The sequence below is a fragment of the Vibrio sp. A37 genome (genome assembly GCF_059777565.1).
Genome location: NZ_JBLNLI010000004.1, coordinates 240,005 through 260,177, shown reverse-complemented (window position 1 = coordinate 260,177; position 20,173 = coordinate 240,005). Strand labels below are relative to the sequence as shown.

Below are 20,173 nucleotides of genomic sequence, written 5' to 3'. Positions count from 1 at the left end.
ACATTCCAAGTTAAATCGATAATAAAATGTTTTCACTGCTATTAATGTGATTGGAAAGCGCCGAACTAGCCTATTTTGGTCATCTCATTAACGGTAAATGACTCTACGGCACCTTCTGTCGCGTCTAAAAACCTTGCGATATGCTGACTTTGCATGTGATCTTGCCATAGATCGCGTGTCGTCCAGTTTTCAAAAAATAAGAAATGTTTTGGGTTTTCATTGTCCTGATGCAAGTCGTAATTTACACAACCTTTTTCAGCGCGAGTATCATCAATAAGCTTTAGTAACTCAGATTTCACCAGTTCGATTTTGTTTTCGTTGGCGATAATGTTCGCAACAATCGTGAGATCGGCCATGACGTATCCTTTATGTTTTCAAAATACAATTTAAGGACACTAGATATAGCAAAACATCCCACTAAGAACTAGTGGAATGTTAATACAATATCGTGGAATATTATATCTCAGTCATACAGTTAAGCTGATGCTTTGGCGCATTTAGCCTCTTTGTAGGCGCTTCTTTGAGCAAACATAATAGTAACAACAAATGTTACAGCGAATGAAATGCCCATACCTATGACGTAATAAACAATTTTATCGGGACTAATTGAAATTATGCCTGGTATACCAGCCGCCCCTAAAGCTTGAGCTTTTACTTGGAAGAAAGTGATGAATGCACTCGACGTTGCCGCCCCAATCATGGCCGCTACAAAAGGGTAACGCAACTTTAAGTTCACACCAAACATCGCTGGCTCTGTTATGCCTAATAAACCAGTCACCCCAGAAGGGATAGCGATGCCTTTCAATTTAACGTCTTTTGTGATCGTCCCTACAGCTAATGAAGCTGCACCTTGGGCGACATTAGACATAGCAGCAATCGGGAAGATAAAGCTACCACCTGTCGTAACAATATTCGCAAGAAGTTGGGTTTCAATAGCGATAAAACTATGGTGCATACCAGTAATAACGAAAGGCGCGTAAATTAAACCAAAAACTGCACCACCAATGACACCAGCAGATTCATATAGCCAATTTAGGCCATCACCCAATAAAAATCCTAGATCCCTTGTTACAGGACCAACAAATGCAAAGGTCACAAACCCAGCGATTAGAATGGCTAAAAGTGGAGTTAATAAGTTGTCCAAGACAGAAGGAATAATCTTCCTTAGTCCCAGCTCTAACTTAGCTAAAATATAGGTAGAAACAAGAACAGGTAGCACAGAACCTTGATATCCAACTTTTTGAATTTCAAAGCCCATAATATTCCAAGATGGCACCGCTCCTGATACAGATGCGCTACCAAAGCCCCAACCATTCAGCAAATCTGGATGGACCATCAGCATACCAAGCGCTGCACCGAGAAAAGCGTTACCCCCAAACTTTTTCGCTGCAGAAAAACCTAACAGAACAGGCAAGAAAACAAAAGGAGCATTGGCGAACGTATTAATCATGCTCGCAAAATCAACCAAACCAGGATTAGCATCGATGACGGACTTACCATCGATAAACAAACCGGGAGCCGTCAAGACATTATATATTCCCATCAACAAGCCACCCGCTACAATAGCTGGAATAATGGGAACGAAGATATCCGATAGTCCTTTGATTAACTGTTGAAAAATATTTTGTTTTTTTGCTCCTGCACTCGCGACATCCTTGGTAGACATTTCGCTTAGTCCAGTTAGCTTGGCAAGCTCAGCATATACCGAGTTAACCGTTCCAGAACCCAAAATTATCTGGTATTGCCCAGCAACTTTAAATTGCCCTTTCACGCCATCAATCTCAGCGACTACCGCTTCATCAACCACACTCTCATCCACCAAAGCAAGCCTGAGCCGAGTAGCGCAATGTGCTAAAGCCTGTATGTTCTCCTTCCCTCCCAAGCTTGCGAGAAGTTGTGTTGCAATCTTTTGATAGTCCATATGTCACCTTCTTTTAGATGATGTAGTTCGTTAATTTAGGGAACGTTTGCAATTTATACACATATTTTTCTACGTTAAAACCAAAACGAAATATTTATGTGATCATCGTAGTCAAAAACAGCGATAGCCTGAGGATAATTCATATTTAATTAGAAATATTTACAGGAAAGCTTGCGACCAGGTTTCTTTCTCGATAAATTAGACAACGTTCCCATAAAGGAAGGAGAATTAGATGTCACTACTACAATTGATTGATGTTGTTGGCGGCTTAGACAATATTCAACGAGTATTAATTGACGGTGATAAGTTTTTAACTCTGTCTCTTACGAAGCCTGTTGAGTCAACATTGCTGCCAAATGACGCGACAATGAAGAAAGTTCACCTAGAGTGGCAATTGAAATCACCTTTAGAACGTAATTTGGATCTGCCATTACTCAATCATATAGGTCGAGATCTATCAAAGAGGTATGCTGAGAACATCAGCAAGATTAAAGCAAAACCATGTAACTTCAGGCCAAGTTGGCATATATCTCCACCGCAAGGTTTGCTCAACGACCCCAACGGGTTCATATTTCACGACACAAAATATCACCTATTTTACCAATGGAGCCCATTTTCGTGCAGTCATAAAGACAAGTTTTGGGCGCACCTTACAAGCGTAGATTTAATCAATTGGCGATGGCACGAACCCGCACTAACACCCTCAGATTGGTACGATAGCCATGGTGCTTTTTCAGGGCATGCGATAAGCGATGGCAAGGATCTTTACCTATTTTATACTGGCAACAGTCGACTAGGTGAAGAACGCCGCAGACAAACAACCCAATGCGTAGCTAAATCCATTGATGGAGTCAGATTTGAAAAGCTTGGGCCGATAATTAACAACATACCCTCAAATTTCACGCCTCACATTCGTGATCCAAAAATCTATTTTCGAAATGGATATTGGAATATGCTGCTTGGCGCTCAAACTAAGCAACTCAAAGGTAGGCTTGCCCTTTATCAGTCAGTCGATATGAAAAATTGGGACTATAAAGGAGTGCTCGGTGAAGAACTAAGTGATTTCGGCTACATGTGGGAATGTCCTGATTTCTTTGAACTACAGGATCAGTTATTTGTTGCATTTGGCCCACAAGGTATATCAGCTGATAGTGAATATGATTCTAATATTCATCGAAATGCTGTCTTCTTAATCAATGAACACGACAACGGGTCGTTTACATTCGAAAAGCAATGGACACTCGATCACGGCTTTGATTTTTATGCCCCTCAAACAGCGACCGCAAAAGATGGTAGAAAAGTGATGATTGGGTGGATGGGGCTACCTGACGATATTGAACACCCCACGGTGGAAAATGGTTGGATACATCAACTTACCGCGGTCCGTGAGCTGACTTTTAAAGATGGTGATATCTATCAGTGGCCAACACGTGAAATCGACAAACTTAAAGAGAAACCTCAAATTTTGCATTTAGACGCAAGCTTTACAGACCTAGGAACCAAAAGCTTTGAGCTTTCGCTCTGCTTAGACCAAGATTGCACTTTGCGTTTAATGGATAATGGCGAACAATATGTAGACCTTGTGTACAACTCTACTAAACAAAGCCTTATTTTTGATCGTAGCCAAACCTCTATTAGGCAAGGAGACACAATAAGAGAGCTCACCGATATAGGGGATAAAATAGACCTAACAATATTTGCCGATAATTCGTCACTGGAAATTTTTGTTAATCAAGGCAAGCAAGTGATGAGTGGTAGAGTCTTCACGCCGTCGAATGCAACCAAGGTGTCACTGATTGGAGGCGAAGCCGCAGCGACTTTCAGAAAAATAACTCCGTTTTCGACACCATTCATTTAGGATCAATACTAGGGACTGATCAGCTAAAGAATAAATAAATTCGCTTCGATGATTTTCGAACCAATAGTACAAGTTAATCTTTAAAGTAGTCATCAATTAGTTTTTGATATTGACCATTTTGTTTGATTTCGTTGATTCCCTTGTTGAAAATAACCAATTGAGTTTGCGAGTTTTTTATTTCCTTCGACATTAACAAGTACAAACTGATAATTTTCTTGTTAATATCAAACACTTTAAAGTCATCAATAGAATCAGAGTTTCCCTTAATGGCCCAGAGCGCAGATTCCTCCAGCGCTCCGACTATATCCGCTCGCCCGATAATGACCATATTAAAACAGTCCTTTAATGTTTTAGGGCTTACCCTTTTTAACTGACCACTCGTTACCATCGATTCAATTTCTTTACTATTTGACCAGCCTAGAGGATTGCATAAAGTGATATTTTTACCAGCTAAGTCTTTAATAATGTTCAATTGATGAGGAAAGTCCTTACGTGTGAAAAACTTCGATTTTGTAATAATGATTGGATCGGAATACAGAAAGTCCTTTTGTCGTTCCTGCGTTTTTATCAAAGGGAATGTGCCTGTGTATAAACCCACTTTAGCATCACGATAGGCACGAGCCCAAGGCTGATATTCAACTTTAACATCTGTCCCTTGTGCTCGGTAAACGTGTTCGATAATACTGGTTGCAATGCCTCCACCGGGTATAGAGCTATCACTAAATGGTTCAAAGCCATTACCCGTTGATAACTTTATCTCACCCGCGAATGCGGTCGTCGACAGAAATAGACAGAAGAATAAGGCACATTTATTCATAAGAAACCAATCATCTTAAAAAATTATGAATAAGCATAGGCAAGCGATTGGAGCATACTAAGAAATTAATGATATTTAGCTATCGCATGTTTCTCTAATGACACTATCAAAAGTTAGCACTACTTTACTCATTTCTCGACCTTTTCCTTCGATACGATCCAGTAGCATTTTAGCTGCATTTTCCCCTGCTTTATCAAAAGCATAGTTGAACGTGGACAAACTTGGGCTACTTATATGAGCAAGTTCATCATTGCCAATTCCTAATACTTTCACCTGTTTTCCCACCTCAACGCCAGACTCTCGAAGCGCTTTAATGGCACCAACGGCGATACGATCCGTAGCACAAAAAATACCATCTAAATCTGGTGTTTGACCAAATTGCTGGTTAGCTAATTCATAACCAGAGTCTATAGAAAAATCACCGTGAACATGAAAAACCAAAGTTAATGCATTTAGAGATAAGGCTTTCTCTAACCCGTTACAACGCTCTACGTCGACAGCAACATCATCACTTTGCACACCGATAAAGCCCACTTTTTTACAACCAGCTTTGATTAAACGATTACCGGCTTCAAAGCCCACTCGAGTATCGTCATGAATCACACTAGGGATATCAAACAACGACCCATCCTGCCCAACCAACACAACTGGCGCTGCAGATTGCTTAATTGCTTTAACTAAGCGGTCATCTAAATGAGTAGCAAAAAGTACAATGCCTTCTACTCGTTTCTGGTTAAAGACTTGTATGTATTCCAGCTCTTTGTTGTGATCTTGGTTCGTATTAGCCAACAGTACGTGCTTACCCGCTTGATCAAAAATCCCGCTAAGTCCATCGACACCTTGAGAAACAGCATTTGAAGACACTCTAGGGACAATTATTCCCACCAAGTTGGTCTTACGGCTCTTCAAATCTTTGGCTACCTGATTAACAACATAGCCGCACTCTTCAATCGCTTTGCGAACCTTTACTTTGGTAGAGTCCTTTACTCCATACTCATCATTAACCACACGCGAAACGGTAGATTTTGATACACCTGCCAATCGAGCTACATCATGTAAGCTAGCCATATTTGTCCTAAACTTCTCTTTATCAAGCATTATTAAGCTAATATGCTATAGCAAATTAGCTACTAGGTATACCTACCTAATATTGCGGAGCACTGGCAGTTGAAGGTTTTTGATTGGCTCGTTTAGCTCGTAATAAATTCCCCTTTTTCATTACTACCGTATTGACGAACGCTATCGATATCCCCAAGACCATCCAGCCACCTAAAATGTCGGCAAAGTAGTGCCAACCTAACAGAAAAGTCGAGCACCAAAGCCCAAAGTTTAAAGCAAGCAATGGATAAAAAATGAGTTTAATTTTGCGAAACGTATAAATAAGCAATGTAGACCAAATGACATGAAATGAAGGGAAACTGATCAAACCTTTACCTATAACTTCCGGCGTGATGCCTTCTCGAATCTGAGTAAAGTTAAGCGCGAGGTTAATCTGACCAGAAAACAAATGCTGGTGGTTCAAAATACTTGCGGGTGAAGCTGTTGGAAAGAAATAGTAAATGGCTGCACCAAAGACATTTACAAAAGATAAAATCAAAAGGAAGCGGACTTTTTCTTTATCACAAAAAAACAAAGCCATAAAAGCCTGAAGGCTCATAAATTGGTATAGCAAAGAGCCATAAGCAAAGTCCAAGGCTTGCTTTAGCCACTGATATTGAGCAACCCAATCGAGCACTTTATTTTGGTTTATACCAAGTAACTGATCAATCGCATACAAATGAATGTCAATTGGAGAAAACGGAGTTTGTCGGATACTGGTTGCTACATAGACTTCGACTAACCAGACGGCTAAGCAGAATGACACAAAGCTGACTACAGACCAAACTGCCTTAGGAAACTTTAGCTTTGACCAGGCTTTCAAAAATGCTGAAACATAGCTTAAGACTGCAAAAAAAAACATATATTTGACTGTTTGTTCTTCTATCTGAATCGGAGTGATTACTAGATAATGAGTAATATATGTATTCACATGTTTTGCGTATAAACCAAACAGTATTGTAGTCAATAATATACCCAACAACACCACACCTTCCTTTAGCGGTAAGTGTCCACTTGAGTAACATCTCGAAGGAAATACTGGGCCTAGCTTGTCTAAAAGATCATTGGCTAAGTTTGGCCAAGTCTTATTGCTATTGTTGACTGCAACATCAATAGATCGGTTGCGTTTTATTAATAGTTTCATAGCATTTAATATTAAGGTAAAATGAAATTACGCCGTTAGAAATACTGTTAAAAACCTTTGTTTTAAAGTTTGGTTTTTAGAACTTACTTACAAAAGGCGAAATCTTTAATTCGAGTAATATTGGATATTAAACTAGAGTTCAAGCGAACCCGATGATCTACTAAGTAGACGAGAATAACTACTAAAACCCAACCACCAACAATGTCGACAAAATAATGCCAACCAAGTAAAAATGTTGCGAAACATAAAATGCTATTAACAAATAGTAGAGGATAAAATATAAACTTTCTATTCCTCATTTCATAAGTTAATAAACTAGACCATATAATGTGGAAAGATGGGAAGCTTATAAGTCCATTACCACTCACATTAGGCATAATGCCTGCGTGAAGCTGTGCGAATTCTAGCGCAAGATTTATCTGCCCAGGAACTAGATATTGATGACTTAATACACTTGCTGGTGATGCAGTTGGGAAAAAATAATATATTGACATCCCAATAAAATCGGCGAGTAGAATCTTTAGTAAAAATCGATATCGAGTATCGGTGCTAAATGAGACTAAAATATACATCGGTATGATTATCAGCTGAAACTTTAAAGATATATATGCGAATGCGAGTATAACTACTAAGATTTCACTTTGATGTACCCATGCTAATATGGCGTTTTGATTTATCCCTAAGAGTTGATCTACAGCATATAAGCTGGAATCAATTGCTGGAAACGGAGTTAACCTGACGCTCAAACAATAGTAGACAGCCAACCATGACAAAAAATAATACGAATAATATCGCAATATTGGCATCGATACTTTCATAGAGTTCTCAAATCGCTTTGACAATAGTATCATCACAATTATAATGCCGATAAAGAGGAAATATAGTGTTGGAAAAACATCATCCATTGGTTGAGGAAAGTTAGTGTAGATTGAATTATAAATCTTACTATAAAACCCCAATAAGAATATCATTCCGATTACGGAAAACATTACAATATCTTGCATATCAAGGAGATGATATCGAGGTTTAGACTCCTTACTATTTATAAAATTCATTATTAAAAACTTCTAACTAAACATTATAACCAAGAAAAAAAGCCACTCTCAACATGCCAAAAAGAGTGGCCGTAGGTAAATAACTAACTATAACGATATAATAGTATTCTGTTTAGGGTTAACTACGGGTTAACAATTTAACCAATTGATTAATATAAATAACATCATTAATAGAGCAATGAAAGGTATGTAATAACAACGAAACCTATTCAAATGTAAAGGTTATTAACCATAATTACACAACCTAAAGAGAACAGTTACAACATAGATCTGAACATAAATATCAGAACAAAAGTTAACTCAGGGTTAAATACGTACAAATAACTAAATTTTTTTATGAAAAATTTAATACCAAAAATAATAAGAAAAAAAATTCAATATAAATTCTCATTCCATTTCATATACTTATTACAGTAAATCACTCCTCTTTAAATTAATCCAGCCTGTTACCTATTGATCTAGCAATGTTAAAAAAATAGAATTCATTCCGTCAATGAGTTGTAATAGTTACGTATTACCTTTTAATATATAATTAATTTCCACTCATACAAAAACATATTAATCTTATATTTAACATATTTATCAATTCGTAATAGGTAATTTAAAATGCTTACAAAAGTATATACGCATGCAAACATCACTTTAATGAAAGCAAAAGATTCTTTCAAAAAATTCAAAAATGATGAACGTGGTGTTACAGCCATTGAATATACTCTAATTGCTGCAGTAATGGCCACCGCAGTATATGTGGGGATGTACACTACGGGTATGCAATCTAACATTGAAAGTACTCTAACAGCGATCTCTGGTTATATTTCTTCAGCAGCTACTATTGCTACTGGCAGCTAATATTACTAAAAATTTAACTTAATCATATACATCATGATTAGCTCAATAGATCTTTGGTGGCTGGCTTTAGCCACCATATCTATATATATAATAGATCAAGATATAAAACATAGAAAAATAAGTAATAGCTCATGCCTTGCCGTTATGGCTGTATCAATCATAATTTCATTGCAGAGCCATAATAATTTCAATATAGGCTATGTCATATTCTTACTTTTGGCTGGGTATGTTTTATTTTTGATGGGCATCATAGCGGCAGGTGATATAAAGCTTATTACCGCTTTCTTTATTGCAATTAGCCCAAACCACTCATTAACAACATTATATATCATTATTTTGTTGGGTGGCTTTTTGGGGATCTTTCAATATATTTTAGCGAAAATAAAGAAAGACAGAAAACTAATAAGCAATGGCGTACCCTTTGGGGTTCCAATATGCATTGGTTGTCTTGTTGGCATTGCTGCATCGCTTTAAATAAGGTATTACTCGTGAAATCTAAAATTCTTATTGTAGTGGCTTTTGCCGCTATTATTATTGGGATATACGGTGCCGTTGGCTCTTTTTCTCCCAAGCCACAGAAAAAACCTGAAGTATTGATTCAAGTTTGGCGATTGAATCAGGATGTCAAACCTGGTGAGCCAGCAACTCGACACATGTTGCTCACCCAGAAATTATCCCAAGCCGAAGCAAGCAGTCTAGGATTTGCTACAAGTGTTCAACTTCGCTTGCAACAAGGCACTGTTTTTCGCCATGAACTAACTAAAGGCAGTTACATTGTTGCTAGCGATTTAGTTCAACCAAATCAAGACGATTACGTAAACTACATCATTGCAAAAAACCACGTTCCATTCGCAATTAATGTAGATAAAAAGCTCGTTGCTGATAGTGGTATTACCAACGGTAGTTTTGTCGATATTCTGTCTGTTACAGGCAAGAAGGCGAATTCAAGTGGTTTTGCTAAATCAAAATCTGACAGCAATTCAGTTTATGTTACGCCCCTATTTACTGCGATTAAAGTCTTACAGGTTAAAAATCAAAAAGCCGAAAAGTCAGATAAAAAAGAACAAAAAGCCACATTGGTTCTTGAGCTCACTAGAAAGCAGGCCACCACTATGGCTGTTGCCCAACAAGTCTCCGCAATCGAAGTCAATAAAGCCGTGGGTCAATACTCGGATTATGACTTACAAGCAGACTCTGGCGATGTATTACCCCACTTCAACGCAGTTGCAGAATACCGCGCAGACAAAATGAAAATTCAATAGGTCAACATCATGTCTATTAAGGTTAAACAAATATTACTTACGCTTGCGCTAACAACTGTGTCGTTTATCTCAGTTGCTGGTGGCGTAATCAATTTGGCGGAGGGAGACGCTAAAACAATTTCACTTAAGGATGACGCATACTCAGTATTTATAGCAGCTCCTAAAGTTGCCAACTATCAGATCATGACAAAACGAAAAGTAGTCGTCTATGGCAATAAAATGGGAAGCACCACGATCTTAGTTTTTAACAAAGAAGGCAAAACTATTGCTAGTGAAAAACTTATCGTACATAAAAGCTTAAGCAACATTCAGCAATACATCGCAGTTAAATACCCAAATACGAATGTCAGTGTATTCAATGTCGGTGATCAAGTCGTATTGAGTGGTACAGTCTCAACCGATACAGAAAAAGAAAACATTGAGCGTCTAGTCGGTAATTTCATGAAGAAAAATTACGACAAAACTGAGTACTCCCTCAAAAGCACAGACTCTTCAGACAAGTATGACCTTGATTACATGACTAAAAGGCACTACAAGGACATCATCAATAATATTGAGGTTGCGTCGACCAAACAGGTAAATGTGAAGCTTTCGATTGTTGAAGTCTCTCAATCCTTTATGGAAGAGTTAGGCTTTAAATACGGTACAAGTACTGACAATGCTGGCCAATTCATCAATCCAATCAATGGATTCAACGCTTCAAATATTCTATCGGTCATCAATGCTAGCCACACTGATAGCGTAGGTAAGGTTCTTGCAGAGCCAAACTTATCCGTTATCTCTGGAGAAACCGCCAGCTTCTTGGTGGGTGGACAATTACCTGTTGTTTATACAACGAACAACACCACTAATGTCACCTATAAAGACTATGGTATTCAGCTCGTTTTGGCGGCCAAAGTAAAGAAAGACAACAAGATCACTCTGACGCTTGCGCCTGAAGTGAGCTCACTTGATACCGAATACAGTAACACACAGTATAACCTTCCAGCTCTAAAAACGCGCCGCGAAAAAACCACGGTTCAACTTGGAGACGGCCAAAGCTTTGTTTTAGGTGGACTTTTAAGCTCCGAAGATGTGGAGAGCTTAAGTAAGGTTCCACTGCTCGGCGATCTACCAATTCTAGGTACGTTGTTTCGTGATGCCGCTACACAAAGAAAGAAAACAGAGTTAGTCATCGTTGCCACTGTAAACTTGGTGAAGCCTGTGAAACCTTCACAGATTCAACTACCTAACATGCAGAAAACGACAACATTGAGCCGCTTCTTCGGCCTAGATAGCGACAAAAAGTCATACCCAGAGTCCAGTAAGAAATGGGCAAAAGAGTTGTTGGCTACTGGAGGATTCAAAAATGACTAATTGGAAGTTACTTTCACTCATTCCGCTCATTGCTTTGTCAGGATGTGCGGAGCATGTCAGTGACGATAATGGTAGCAGCGTTGATGTTTACCCTGTGACTTATTCTTTAGAAGTGACTAAACCGTCTCCGTTTTTGGATCAGTTTATTAGCAGTCACTTTCAAGTCATCTTAAACCATGGTGTGACATTGCAGTGGTATACACATAAAGGTAAAAAGTGGGCAGATGAAGTACGCCGTAATCTTATAAAGAAAGGTGTTAGCTCTGAATCTATTAAGGTACTGCCTGGCATCAGTAAAGATGACAATCAATTTGACATCTCTATCTCTACCACAAACTTTACTACCCAAGTTTCAACTTGTAACTACTACGCGGTAGACAAAATTGAAGACGTTTCGACAGGCTGTGCTGTCGAAGGTAATCGCTGGAAATCGATGGTGAATCCGCAAAATATGTTGATTAAAACACCAACGAGCACAAATGCGGGGGGCAACTGATATGTTTGAGCTATCAGATATTATTAAAAGTAAAGCGGATTCCACAGAATCTAAACCAGCTAATTCTTTGACATATTTTTATCAAACTAAAGAGTGCAAAGAGTTTATTGAAGAAGCCTGCAAATTTGAGGGGCTTGCGCTACCGAATACCCAAAAAAACAATGATGTAAATATTACTCAAAGTGGTCGTGAAGATACCACTGACACCATTATCATTGAGCTCAACGAGAGTGAAAATATTGTTGTCGATATGCAGAGGATCTCGAACCTGATTCCAAACAATACTTCTATCATTGTTATCGGTAAAGAAGGAACGATCGAAACTTGGCGCGATCTCAAAGCGATGGGTTTCCACTATCTTTATTGGCCTTGTTGCCAAGAAGAATTTTTGGAACTTCTGCTCGTAGTCAACCCGAATACTCGTAAACTAAAGCCTGTTGATACAGTGAGAAAAGCGAAGCGTGTCTCGGTTATTGGTGTGAAAGGAGGTGTTGGAACGTCGTTCTTTACTTCTCAGTTAGCGATAAGTTTGTCCGAGCAACATGGCAGTTCATGTTTGATTACCGACTACAGATTCGCTGGTGGCAATCTGGACATTATGCTTGGCTTAGAAAATTTCAATCGACACAACGTAACGTCCTCAGAAATATCTAGCGAACTTGATGCCGCATACTCTTTAAGTATGACTCACCGAGTAAACGACTTACTTTCTTTGCTTAGTCTCGAGTCTGATTTTCTTACAGAAAGCGAAATGAAAGACATAGCTCGCACATTAATCGAGCCGCTTTCTACACAATTTAACTTCCTGATGGAAGACTATTCTGGTGTCTGCCTAACCCGCAAAGAGCTCGACTATGTTGCAAATAATAGTGATATCGTTTTGCTCGTCGTTGATCGAACAGTGTCAGGAATACGTGAAGCCAAAAGAGTGATGGAAGCGTTAGATGAACTGAGCTCCGACGTAAGACGCATAGTTGTGGTTAACAACAATCAACCAGTCAAGAACGCAACGGTATCGCACGACGACATTAAGTCGCTGCTGAATTTCGAACCTGACGTACTTTGCACCTATCAGCCAAATCTGAATCAAGCTCTAGTAGATGAAAAACCGCTCAGCAAACAAAAGCTAATCATCAACCATACGATTAACCAGCTCACCGCTATTTTATTGGGTAAACCATTTAATAAGTCGAAAAAAGATAAGCTGAAACAACTGTTTGTGAAGGTGTAAGTTTATGTTGACCAATAAATCTATATTTATCGATCTGCGAGAAAAAATCTTTGACGCGCTGACACCAGAATCAATTAACTCTCTTTCTGAAGAGCAACTCAGAAAGCAACTTGCCAAAGCAGTTGATCTATTGATTGAAAGAGAATCTTATTCGGTGGCAATGGTCATACGCAACCAATTTGTCAACGATCTCGTTAATGAATTACATGGCCTAGGTCCACTTCAAGTCCTGCTCGATGACGAGTCAATTAGCGATATCATGATAAACGGACACGACAATATTTTTGTTGAACGTAATGGCTTATTGGAAGAGTCGAACGTTAAATTTATCGACGAAAAACAACTTCTGCATATCGCGAAACGCATAGTCACTAATATTGGGCGTCGCGTAGATGAATCGAGTCCAACTTGTGATGCTAGATTGCCAGATGGTAGTCGTGTAAACGTGGTTATTCCACCAATTGCCGTAGATGGCACTTACATTTCGATCCGAAAATTCAAAAAGCATGCTATCGGTTTGGACAAACTTGTGGAATTTGGCTCTATTAGTAGTGAAATTGCACAAGTATTAAAAATTGCGTCTAGATGCCGACTCAACATCATTATTTCCGGTGGTACTGGTTCTGGTAAAACGACCCTTTTGAATGCCCTATCTCAATACATTTCAGAGAAAGAGCGTGTAATCACGATTGAAGATGCGGCGGAATTGAATTTAATTCAGCCACATGTTGCACGTCTGGAAACACGTACAGAAGGAATAGAAGGAAGCGGTGTTGTTGATCAGCGAGATCTTGTTATCAATGCGTTACGTATGCGTCCAGATCGTATAATCGTTGGCGAATGCCGCGGACCAGAAGCGTTTGAAATGCTCCAAGCCATGAATACAGGCCACGATGGTTCCATGTCAACACTGCACGCCAATACACCACGCGATGCATTAGGTCGTATTGAGTCAATGGTAATGATGGCAACATCTAATTTACCGCTAAGCGCTATTCGACGTTCTATTGTGAGTGCCGTCGATATTGTTGTTCAAATTAGTCGCCTGCACGATGGTAGTCGTAAAATCATGAGTATCTCTGAAGTCGTGAGCTTAGAAGGTGACGCGGTAGTTTTGGAAGAGCTTTTTAGATTCCAACAGAAACCTGGCTATAACGGAAACGGTAAAGTCGAAGGCAACTATATTTCTGCCGGTTTACCACGACGCTCCATCCTTTCTGAAAAGGCTCAGTTCTACGGACTCGAAAAGCAACTATCTTCGGTCTTTAATAGAACGGAGGCGGTCTAATGTTCTCTTGGTTATTACTCGTTTTTGGTGCTGCAATTGTTTTATACATTCAGCTTAGCACCAAAGCTTCCAACCGATATGTCAAGGAGTTAACGAAACAGAGCATCGCAGCGAAACTTCTTGATGAATCCCAAATCGTTAACTTAAAAGCGTTAACGACTCAAACTGTAACAGAGAAAATATCGAGTTATGCGAAAAGAAGCTATGAGCAGCTTGGTAAGCTCCCTGCGCTCAAAGTCATCATTTTCTTAAGCTTGTCTGCATTTATCACTGTATATCTTGGGCATAGTTTTCTCGGCATGACACCTATCAAGCTAGTCTTCACTTTTCTAGTGATTACTGTTGTGGGAACAATTGTCATTTTTTCTTGGCTGCGTAAACGCGCTTATAAAAGGTTTAGTGAAGCATTTCCCGAAGCCCTCAACGTTCTAGCAGGAGCTGTCACCACAGGTGAGAGTATCATGCATGCCATTGCTTACGTTGGTAAGACATTAGATGGTGAAGTTGGCCAAGAATTTAAATTAATGGGCGAGCGTTTATTGTTAGGAGAAGAAGCAGACAACGTATTTCGTAAATCTTGTCAGCGATTCCCCTACCCTGCGTTTCTGTTTTTTGTGATTGTACTTAATGCGAACATAAAACGTGGCGGGCCTTTGAAAGAAGTATTATCGAGGCTAAACAGAATCATATTCAATGAGAAAAGCATTGAAAAGAAGAAGTTATCGTTGACATCTGAAGCCAGAATGTCAATAAAAATAGTCACGATCATACCACTGTTATTCTTATTGGCGTGTCACTGGGTCGTTCCACAAAATGTTGATTACATATTGCATAATCCACATGGCCATATCATTTTGTACTATCTAATTGGCAGTAACCTTCTTGGTTTCTTTATTAGCCATATGTTTATGAAGGGGGCAACAAGATGATGTCCGATCCTAAAACTACCCTTCTTGTCTTTATACTCTTGGCGTTTATTGGGTTAGCTATTCTCATCCGTTTAGCAAACACAAAAAACACCAAACGAAAGACATTTAAGAAATATATTGATAGTAGCAAGTACAGCGACGAGCTATTAGACGGTATTGAATCTCGTATACCAAAGTATTTTTCATCAAATAGTGAAGATGTGAACAAGTTGTTTGCCTCTGCTGGGATATACAAATCTAAACACTCGTACTTGTATATGCCGATAAAGTATTTATTGGCTGCAATTGGCAGTGCAACAATCTTCTTTTTGACGAGAAACAGTTGGGCTGGAATTGTTATTTTTCTAGCCTGCGGTGTGCTATCCATTGTCTTTATTATTGTTCCAGATATTTATCTTCAACGTAGAGCAAAAGATATCCGGGCGAAGATCACTGGTCAGCTACCATATATGATTGATCTGCTCGCAATGTGTGTCAGAACGGGTATGACTATCGAAGCTTCTCTATCCTATATCGTTGAAGAAATAGCCGCATTTGACAAACATCTCGCTCACATTCTAGGTGAAACTAATGCTCGAGCAAGAGTGATGGGATTGGAAGTGGCTCTGGATGAAATGTACGAGAGAGTACCTTCGAACTCTATGAGAAGCTTTGTTATGACTATCAAGCAAAGCCTTCATTACGGTAGTTCCATTTACGACATATTAACGACATTGGCGAATGACATTCGTGAAATTCATTTATTGGATCTAGAGGAAAAAATGGGCTCTTTAGCTTCAAAACTCTCGGTACCTTTAATTTTATGCCATATGTTCCCTATTGTTCCGATAGCAATAGCTCCGCCAATTATGAAGATGTTTTTATCTTAGCGAAAAATTAACATGAAGATTTATCAAAATATACTGCTGCTTTTAGCGGCAGTGCTTACTGTGTCTGGCTGTACAAGCCTGCCTAAAAAAAACGACACCTCAACTGTTGAGACTGCCTATTCTGCGACTAAAAACTATCGTGGTTTAATCGAAATATATAAAAGAAAACTCAAAGATCATGAGTCTATTTCCACACGAGAAAAATTAGCTCAAGCTTATTTAGATTATGGCGATCCTAATTCTGCCTTATTTACGATCAGTAAAATAAACAAGTCTGATTTTGACGTGACAGGATATATCATAGAGTCTAACTCTGAGCTCCAATTAGGTAATACTGATAAAGCGCTTAATGCTGCTCTTCAAGCAAAAAAAATAGACGACAGAAACGGGCAAGTCGATAACCTAATCGGGGTTATTTATGGGACTCAAGGGAAGTACCCACTTGCTAGAAAGTACTTAAACTTAGCAAGAACAAACCTCTATGACGATTTAACGGTAACGAATAACCTCGTTGTTATCGACATTCTGCAAGGCAAATATAAATCTGCTGTCGACCGAGTCATGCCAATGTATATCAATAAACAGGCAGACAAAAAAATGATGGCGAACTTTATTTTGGCGATTGCGAAATCGCAAGATCTGCAACTTATGCAGAAGGTTCTTGAGCAAAACCATAGTGACAGAGATATTTCTAAGCTGTATCTAACACTTCAAACCGTCAAGGAAGTACCTCTAGGATCTAGCCTAAAGACAATAAATACTAAGGAAACTGCAAATAATAAGCAGAACGTAACTGATTCAACTCAATCAAAGCCGAGCAAGGATTCAAAAAACACCTCTTCTAGAGGCTCAAAATGAGAATACGTAAATCGAATCAAAAAGGTGTGACTTCTATAGAGTTCGTTTTAGGCTTCTTAGCGTTTTGGACATTTATGATGCTACTCGCTGAAGCAAGTTATATGTCGTATGTCTCGTCGGTTACCGATCTAATAATGACTCAAGCAGCTCGTGATGCAAAAGTTGTCTCGACAGCAGACGGGGGATCTTACAGCTCTTCTAATGGTTCTTACTATTTGCAAGAGTTTAATAAGGTAATAAGTAGCAGTGAGTCTTATTGGTCAAGCATTATCGATCCAAGCAAATTCACTGTTTCTATTCAGTATTTTTCTGACCTCTCTGATCTAGAGAATAATTCTGGTTCTTGCCCAGTACCTTCAGGCAAAACTGTTGCTGAGTGCGGAAATTCAACAGGAAACCCTGCTTCGGGAAGGCCTATTGCGCTTTACCATGTGAATTACGACTTTGCCACGATGACCAAATACTTCAATTTCACGTCAGGAATTTTCAGTCGGGAAATGATTGTCGTACAGGAGTATCAGCGTGATTAATTATCGAAAGAATCAAAAAGGCTCTTTTGCCGTTGAGATCGCTCTCGTCATGATGATGGCGTGTTGGATCATAATATTTTGCGAACAAGTCGTCGCTCAAATTGGCGTTAAAGGCCAACTTGATCGTGTTTCTTTCTCGCTCGTCAGTCTCCTTAGAGAAAGAACGTATTTTTACGATTCTGAAGACGATATCAACCAAAGCGAATATGACGTTTTAAAGAAAATTGCACAGGATTCCCTTGCCAGAACATTACCAAGCTTTGATAAGTCCAAATTTGGTATGACGCTTGAATCTGTGACTTATTCAGGGGATAGGAGTACTGGAAGTGAAACACAAATTCCAAATTCAAATAGCCCGAGTCTTGGCGGGTGCGATATCTCGGAGACATTGAAACAAATCGACGATTCCAATCACCTTACGGTAGAAACGAGTTGGAGTCGTATAGCGCCTTTATATCGCGTTACCCTTTGTTATAAAGGTGCTAATTTTTATGGTGCTATTGATGGCAAAGATTACAGCGCGGCTAAATCAGACTCGGTATCAATAGGTAGGTAAACATGTATCGCTCAAGAAACAAACAACAAGGTGTTGCCTCCATAATATTCGTTTTGCTGATGATTGGATTTCTCGGTTTTCTTGCTTTAGCTGCCGATGGAGCAAGAGCACTGCAAACTAGAGCAAGATTAGATAACGCTTCAGAAGTGGCATCGATCGCGGTTGCAGCATTAAATGATGAAAATAAAGACTCTCAAGGGTCAGGCTCTGGTAGTCAAGCAAATAGAACTCTGGTTGAAAACTATGTTAGGCAATACGTCCCAGATTACAACTCTGTCTCAGCACTGAGTATCATTAAAACCGATTGTACCGAGAACCCTTCAGAGTGCTTAGCCGATCAAAACAATGGATATCAGTACAACATTGACGTATCAGCGAATTCAAAATCTTGGTTCTCACATAAAGAACAAGGCCCGAGTTTTGGTGATACGTTTACGACCTCAAGTGCTGCTATATCGCAAAAATCAGTATCACCCGCCGATGTTGTGATTGTGGCTGACTTTTCTGGCTCGATGGGTAACTGCCCGGATAGTGACACAAGCAAAAACTGCAAATCAAAGATCGAAATACTGAAAGATGTCATTAACGAGGTAGCAAACGATTTGGAGAATAGTGATCCCGAAGATACTCTCGGTTTTACTGCCTTCAGTAGCTATACGCGAAGAACACTAGCAGATGGAAAGGTTGCTGCCATCGACAATTTGCTCTATTTCAACACTGATAAAACTGAATTGGATGCAGTAAGTACTGCAAGTGAAAAAAATATATTCAATGAAGACAGAGCATTACAAGGTACAGACGGCAACGGTGAGTATTGGGATATAGCCTCATCATACGAACCCACTTCTATATACGATGACATAAAAGACTTTTCAGTCGACCGATCTACCGCTTCATTTCAAGGTGTAATTCGAGGGGCTCAACTTCTAAACGATATCGAGCACAATAAACGCAAAATTATGATTGTTATATCAGATGGCGATGACTGCGGCTCAAACAATGGATCGGGTGGATGTACAGAATACAAAAACTGGGGGCTAAGCCTCATGGGAACGGGCTCTGGCCAACAGAACATGTGTAGCACTATACGTACTAAATTCCAAAATGATGGTTACGAAGCGACAATTGCATATATCGGATTTAGTACAGAAGCGGATGCAACAAAAGCGCTAGGACAATGCGCGGGTGAAGGCAATATCTATGAAGCACAAGACGGCGACCAAATGGTAAAACAAATCCTAGGAATAATTAACGAAGAAACTGGCCACCTAAGAAATACCGATCCTGATCCGGTTGGATCATAACGAACAAGTGAAAACTATGAAGAAAATAACCCTAACTTTGGCTGTGATACTGTGTTTACCACTATTTGCACAAGCCGATACATTACCAACATTAAAGCAAGCGAACACACAAACAGAACTAAACAATGTTTTCAGTCTCTATTGTGGTTCCAAACACGGTGAGTTTAAAACAAAAGTAGTTGTCGGTGATGGCACACGCGTCATGACTAATCAAGGCAGTTATGAACAAGTCCAATTGCTAGACAAAATACCACCAAATCAATACTTGGTTCAAAGCGTCATGCTAAACGATACATTTAGCAAGGCGAACACGGATAAAAGTTGCCAAGAATATTTGCTGAAAAATATTTTACTCGACAGCAATGGCGTTAACATTTCGAGCAAAGGAAAGATATTGGCAAGAGTATACTTTAAGTTCGATCAGTCAACACTTACAGCTCGTTCAAAATATGTACTTCAACAACTTGTCAAAGACAACAATAGCCACTTAGAGCAAATGACTATTGCTGGCAATACTGATTCAATTGGCTCAGAAGGCTACAACAAAACGTTAGGAATGAAACGCTCGAAAAGTGTTGCAGATTACCTAGTTACGTTAGGCATCAAACCTAACCAGTTGACTTCAAAGAGCAACGGAGAATCTCAGCCTATTGCAACCAATAAAACAGCAGAAGGTCGACAAAAAAACCGTCGTACGGACATCATCTCAGATCAATAAGTAATTCAAACCAGCAGGGCGATCTTTATGCCCT

At 39.2% G+C, this 20,173-nt stretch carries 21 protein-coding genes; 15 read left to right on the top strand and 6 right to left on the bottom strand.

What is annotated here, in order from left to right:
- Nucleotides 1–65: 65 nt before the first annotated feature.
- Together ACM2FC_RS09390 and ACM2FC_RS09385 are read right to left on the bottom strand one after the other, a co-directional pair.
- Nucleotides 66–356 carry a putative quinol monooxygenase gene (locus ACM2FC_RS09390; RefSeq protein ID WP_498480648.1) on the bottom strand — a complete coding sequence of 97 codons (291 nt, stop codon included), beginning with the start codon at nucleotides 354–356 and terminating at the stop codon, nucleotides 66–68.
- Nucleotides 357–475: 119 nt separating this feature from the next.
- Nucleotides 476–1,921: a sucrose-specific PTS transporter subunit IIBC gene (locus ACM2FC_RS09385; protein WP_498480647.1), complete on the bottom strand. Its 1,446-nt coding sequence runs from the start codon at nucleotides 1,919–1,921 to the stop codon at nucleotides 476–478.
- Nucleotides 1,922–2,153: 232 nt separating this feature from the next.
- Here ACM2FC_RS09385 and ACM2FC_RS09380 point away from each other — a divergent pair, with 232 nt between their 5' ends.
- Nucleotides 2,154–3,779 carry a glycoside hydrolase family 32 protein gene (locus ACM2FC_RS09380; RefSeq protein ID WP_498480646.1) on the top strand — a complete coding sequence of 542 codons (1,626 nt, stop codon included), beginning with the start codon at nucleotides 2,154–2,156 and terminating at the stop codon, nucleotides 3,777–3,779.
- A 73-nt stretch (nucleotides 3,780–3,852) separates the two neighbouring features.
- Here the strand turns inward: ACM2FC_RS09380 and ACM2FC_RS09375 are convergent, their stop codons facing one another.
- The 4 genes from ACM2FC_RS09375 to ACM2FC_RS09360 all read right to left on the bottom strand — a co-directional run bounded on the left by ACM2FC_RS09375 (nucleotide 3,853) and on the right by ACM2FC_RS09360 (nucleotide 7,644).
- The gene (locus ACM2FC_RS09375; protein WP_498480645.1) at nucleotides 3,853–4,596 is read right to left on the bottom strand and encodes a substrate-binding periplasmic protein; all 744 of its coding nucleotides are present in this window, start codon (nucleotides 4,594–4,596) and stop codon (nucleotides 3,853–3,855) included.
- 75 nt (nucleotides 4,597–4,671) lie between these two features.
- The gene (locus tag ACM2FC_RS09370; protein WP_498480644.1) at nucleotides 4,672–5,664 is read right to left on the bottom strand and encodes a LacI family DNA-binding transcriptional regulator; all 993 of its coding nucleotides are present in this window, start codon (nucleotides 5,662–5,664) and stop codon (nucleotides 4,672–4,674) included.
- A gap of 76 nt (nucleotides 5,665–5,740) precedes the next feature.
- A complete protein-coding gene (locus tag ACM2FC_RS09365) occupies nucleotides 5,741–6,838 on the bottom strand; it encodes a phosphatase PAP2 family protein (protein WP_498480643.1) in 1,098 nt (365 codons plus the stop codon).
- A gap of 83 nt (nucleotides 6,839–6,921) precedes the next feature.
- Complete coding sequence (locus ACM2FC_RS09360) at nucleotides 6,922–7,644, bottom strand: phosphatase PAP2 family protein (RefSeq protein ID WP_498480789.1); 723 nt, start codon at nucleotides 7,642–7,644, stop codon at nucleotides 6,922–6,924.
- A gap of 855 nt (nucleotides 7,645–8,499) precedes the next feature.
- Between ACM2FC_RS09360 and ACM2FC_RS09355 the strand changes: the two genes are divergently transcribed.
- From ACM2FC_RS09355 to ACM2FC_RS09290, 14 genes are read left to right on the top strand one after another with little or no spacing between them, the layout of a single operon-like run.
- On the top strand, nucleotides 8,500–8,742 hold the full coding sequence (locus ACM2FC_RS09355) for a Flp family type IVb pilin (protein ID WP_498480642.1): 243 nt from the start codon (nucleotides 8,500–8,502) through the stop codon (nucleotides 8,740–8,742).
- Between the two features lie 33 nt (nucleotides 8,743–8,775).
- The gene (locus ACM2FC_RS09350) at nucleotides 8,776–9,216 is read left to right on the top strand and encodes an A24 family peptidase (protein WP_498480641.1); all 441 of its coding nucleotides are present in this window, start codon (nucleotides 8,776–8,778) and stop codon (nucleotides 9,214–9,216) included.
- 14 nt (nucleotides 9,217–9,230) lie between these two features.
- Nucleotides 9,231–10,004: a Flp pilus assembly protein CpaB gene (cpaB, locus tag ACM2FC_RS09345; protein ID WP_498480640.1), complete on the top strand. Its 774-nt coding sequence runs from the start codon at nucleotides 9,231–9,233 to the stop codon at nucleotides 10,002–10,004.
- Between the two features lie 9 nt (nucleotides 10,005–10,013).
- Nucleotides 10,014–11,360, top strand: coding sequence for a type II and III secretion system protein family protein (locus ACM2FC_RS09340; RefSeq protein ID WP_498480639.1), 1,347 nt, complete (start codon nucleotides 10,014–10,016; stop codon nucleotides 11,358–11,360).
- Nucleotides 11,353–11,856, top strand: a complete 504-nt coding sequence (locus ACM2FC_RS09335) for a hypothetical protein (RefSeq protein WP_498480638.1) — start codon at nucleotides 11,353–11,355, stop codon at nucleotides 11,854–11,856. The genes ACM2FC_RS09340 and ACM2FC_RS09335 overlap by 8 nt, the downstream gene beginning before the upstream one ends.
- A 1-nt stretch (nucleotide 11,857) precedes the next feature.
- Complete coding sequence (locus tag ACM2FC_RS09330; protein WP_498480637.1) at nucleotides 11,858–13,087, top strand: CpaE/TadZ family protein; 1,230 nt, start codon at nucleotides 11,858–11,860, stop codon at nucleotides 13,085–13,087.
- Nucleotides 13,088–13,091: 4 nt separating this feature from the next.
- Entirely contained in the window at nucleotides 13,092–14,375 is a 1,284-nt protein-coding gene (locus tag ACM2FC_RS09325) for a TadA family conjugal transfer-associated ATPase (RefSeq protein WP_498480636.1), read from the top strand.
- Complete coding sequence (locus tag ACM2FC_RS09320; protein WP_498480635.1) at nucleotides 14,375–15,304, top strand: type II secretion system F family protein; 930 nt, start codon at nucleotides 14,375–14,377, stop codon at nucleotides 15,302–15,304. The genes ACM2FC_RS09325 and ACM2FC_RS09320 overlap by 1 nt, the downstream gene beginning before the upstream one ends.
- Nucleotides 15,301–16,173, top strand: coding sequence for a type II secretion system F family protein (locus ACM2FC_RS09315; RefSeq protein WP_498480634.1), 873 nt, complete (start codon nucleotides 15,301–15,303; stop codon nucleotides 16,171–16,173). Before ACM2FC_RS09320 ends, ACM2FC_RS09315 begins: the two co-directional genes overlap by 4 nt.
- 12 nt (nucleotides 16,174–16,185) lie before the next feature.
- Nucleotides 16,186–17,031, top strand: coding sequence for a tetratricopeptide repeat protein (locus ACM2FC_RS09310; RefSeq protein WP_498480633.1), 846 nt, complete (start codon nucleotides 16,186–16,188; stop codon nucleotides 17,029–17,031).
- Complete coding sequence (locus tag ACM2FC_RS09305; protein WP_498480632.1) at nucleotides 17,028–17,561, top strand: TadE family protein; 534 nt, start codon at nucleotides 17,028–17,030, stop codon at nucleotides 17,559–17,561. The genes ACM2FC_RS09310 and ACM2FC_RS09305 overlap by 4 nt, the downstream gene beginning before the upstream one ends.
- The gene (gene tadF / locus ACM2FC_RS09300) at nucleotides 17,554–18,117 is read left to right on the top strand and encodes a tight adherence pilus pseudopilin TadF (RefSeq protein WP_498480631.1); all 564 of its coding nucleotides are present in this window, start codon (nucleotides 17,554–17,556) and stop codon (nucleotides 18,115–18,117) included. The genes ACM2FC_RS09305 and tadF overlap by 8 nt, the downstream gene beginning before the upstream one ends.
- Before the next feature lie 2 nt (nucleotides 18,118–18,119).
- Nucleotides 18,120–19,421 carry a TadE/TadG family type IV pilus assembly protein gene (locus ACM2FC_RS09295; protein ID WP_498480630.1) on the top strand — a complete coding sequence of 434 codons (1,302 nt, stop codon included), beginning with the start codon at nucleotides 18,120–18,122 and terminating at the stop codon, nucleotides 19,419–19,421.
- 16 nt (nucleotides 19,422–19,437) lie between these two features.
- Complete coding sequence (locus ACM2FC_RS09290) at nucleotides 19,438–20,139, top strand: OmpA family protein (RefSeq protein ID WP_498480629.1); 702 nt, start codon at nucleotides 19,438–19,440, stop codon at nucleotides 20,137–20,139.
- Nucleotides 20,140–20,173 lie beyond the last annotated feature (34 nt).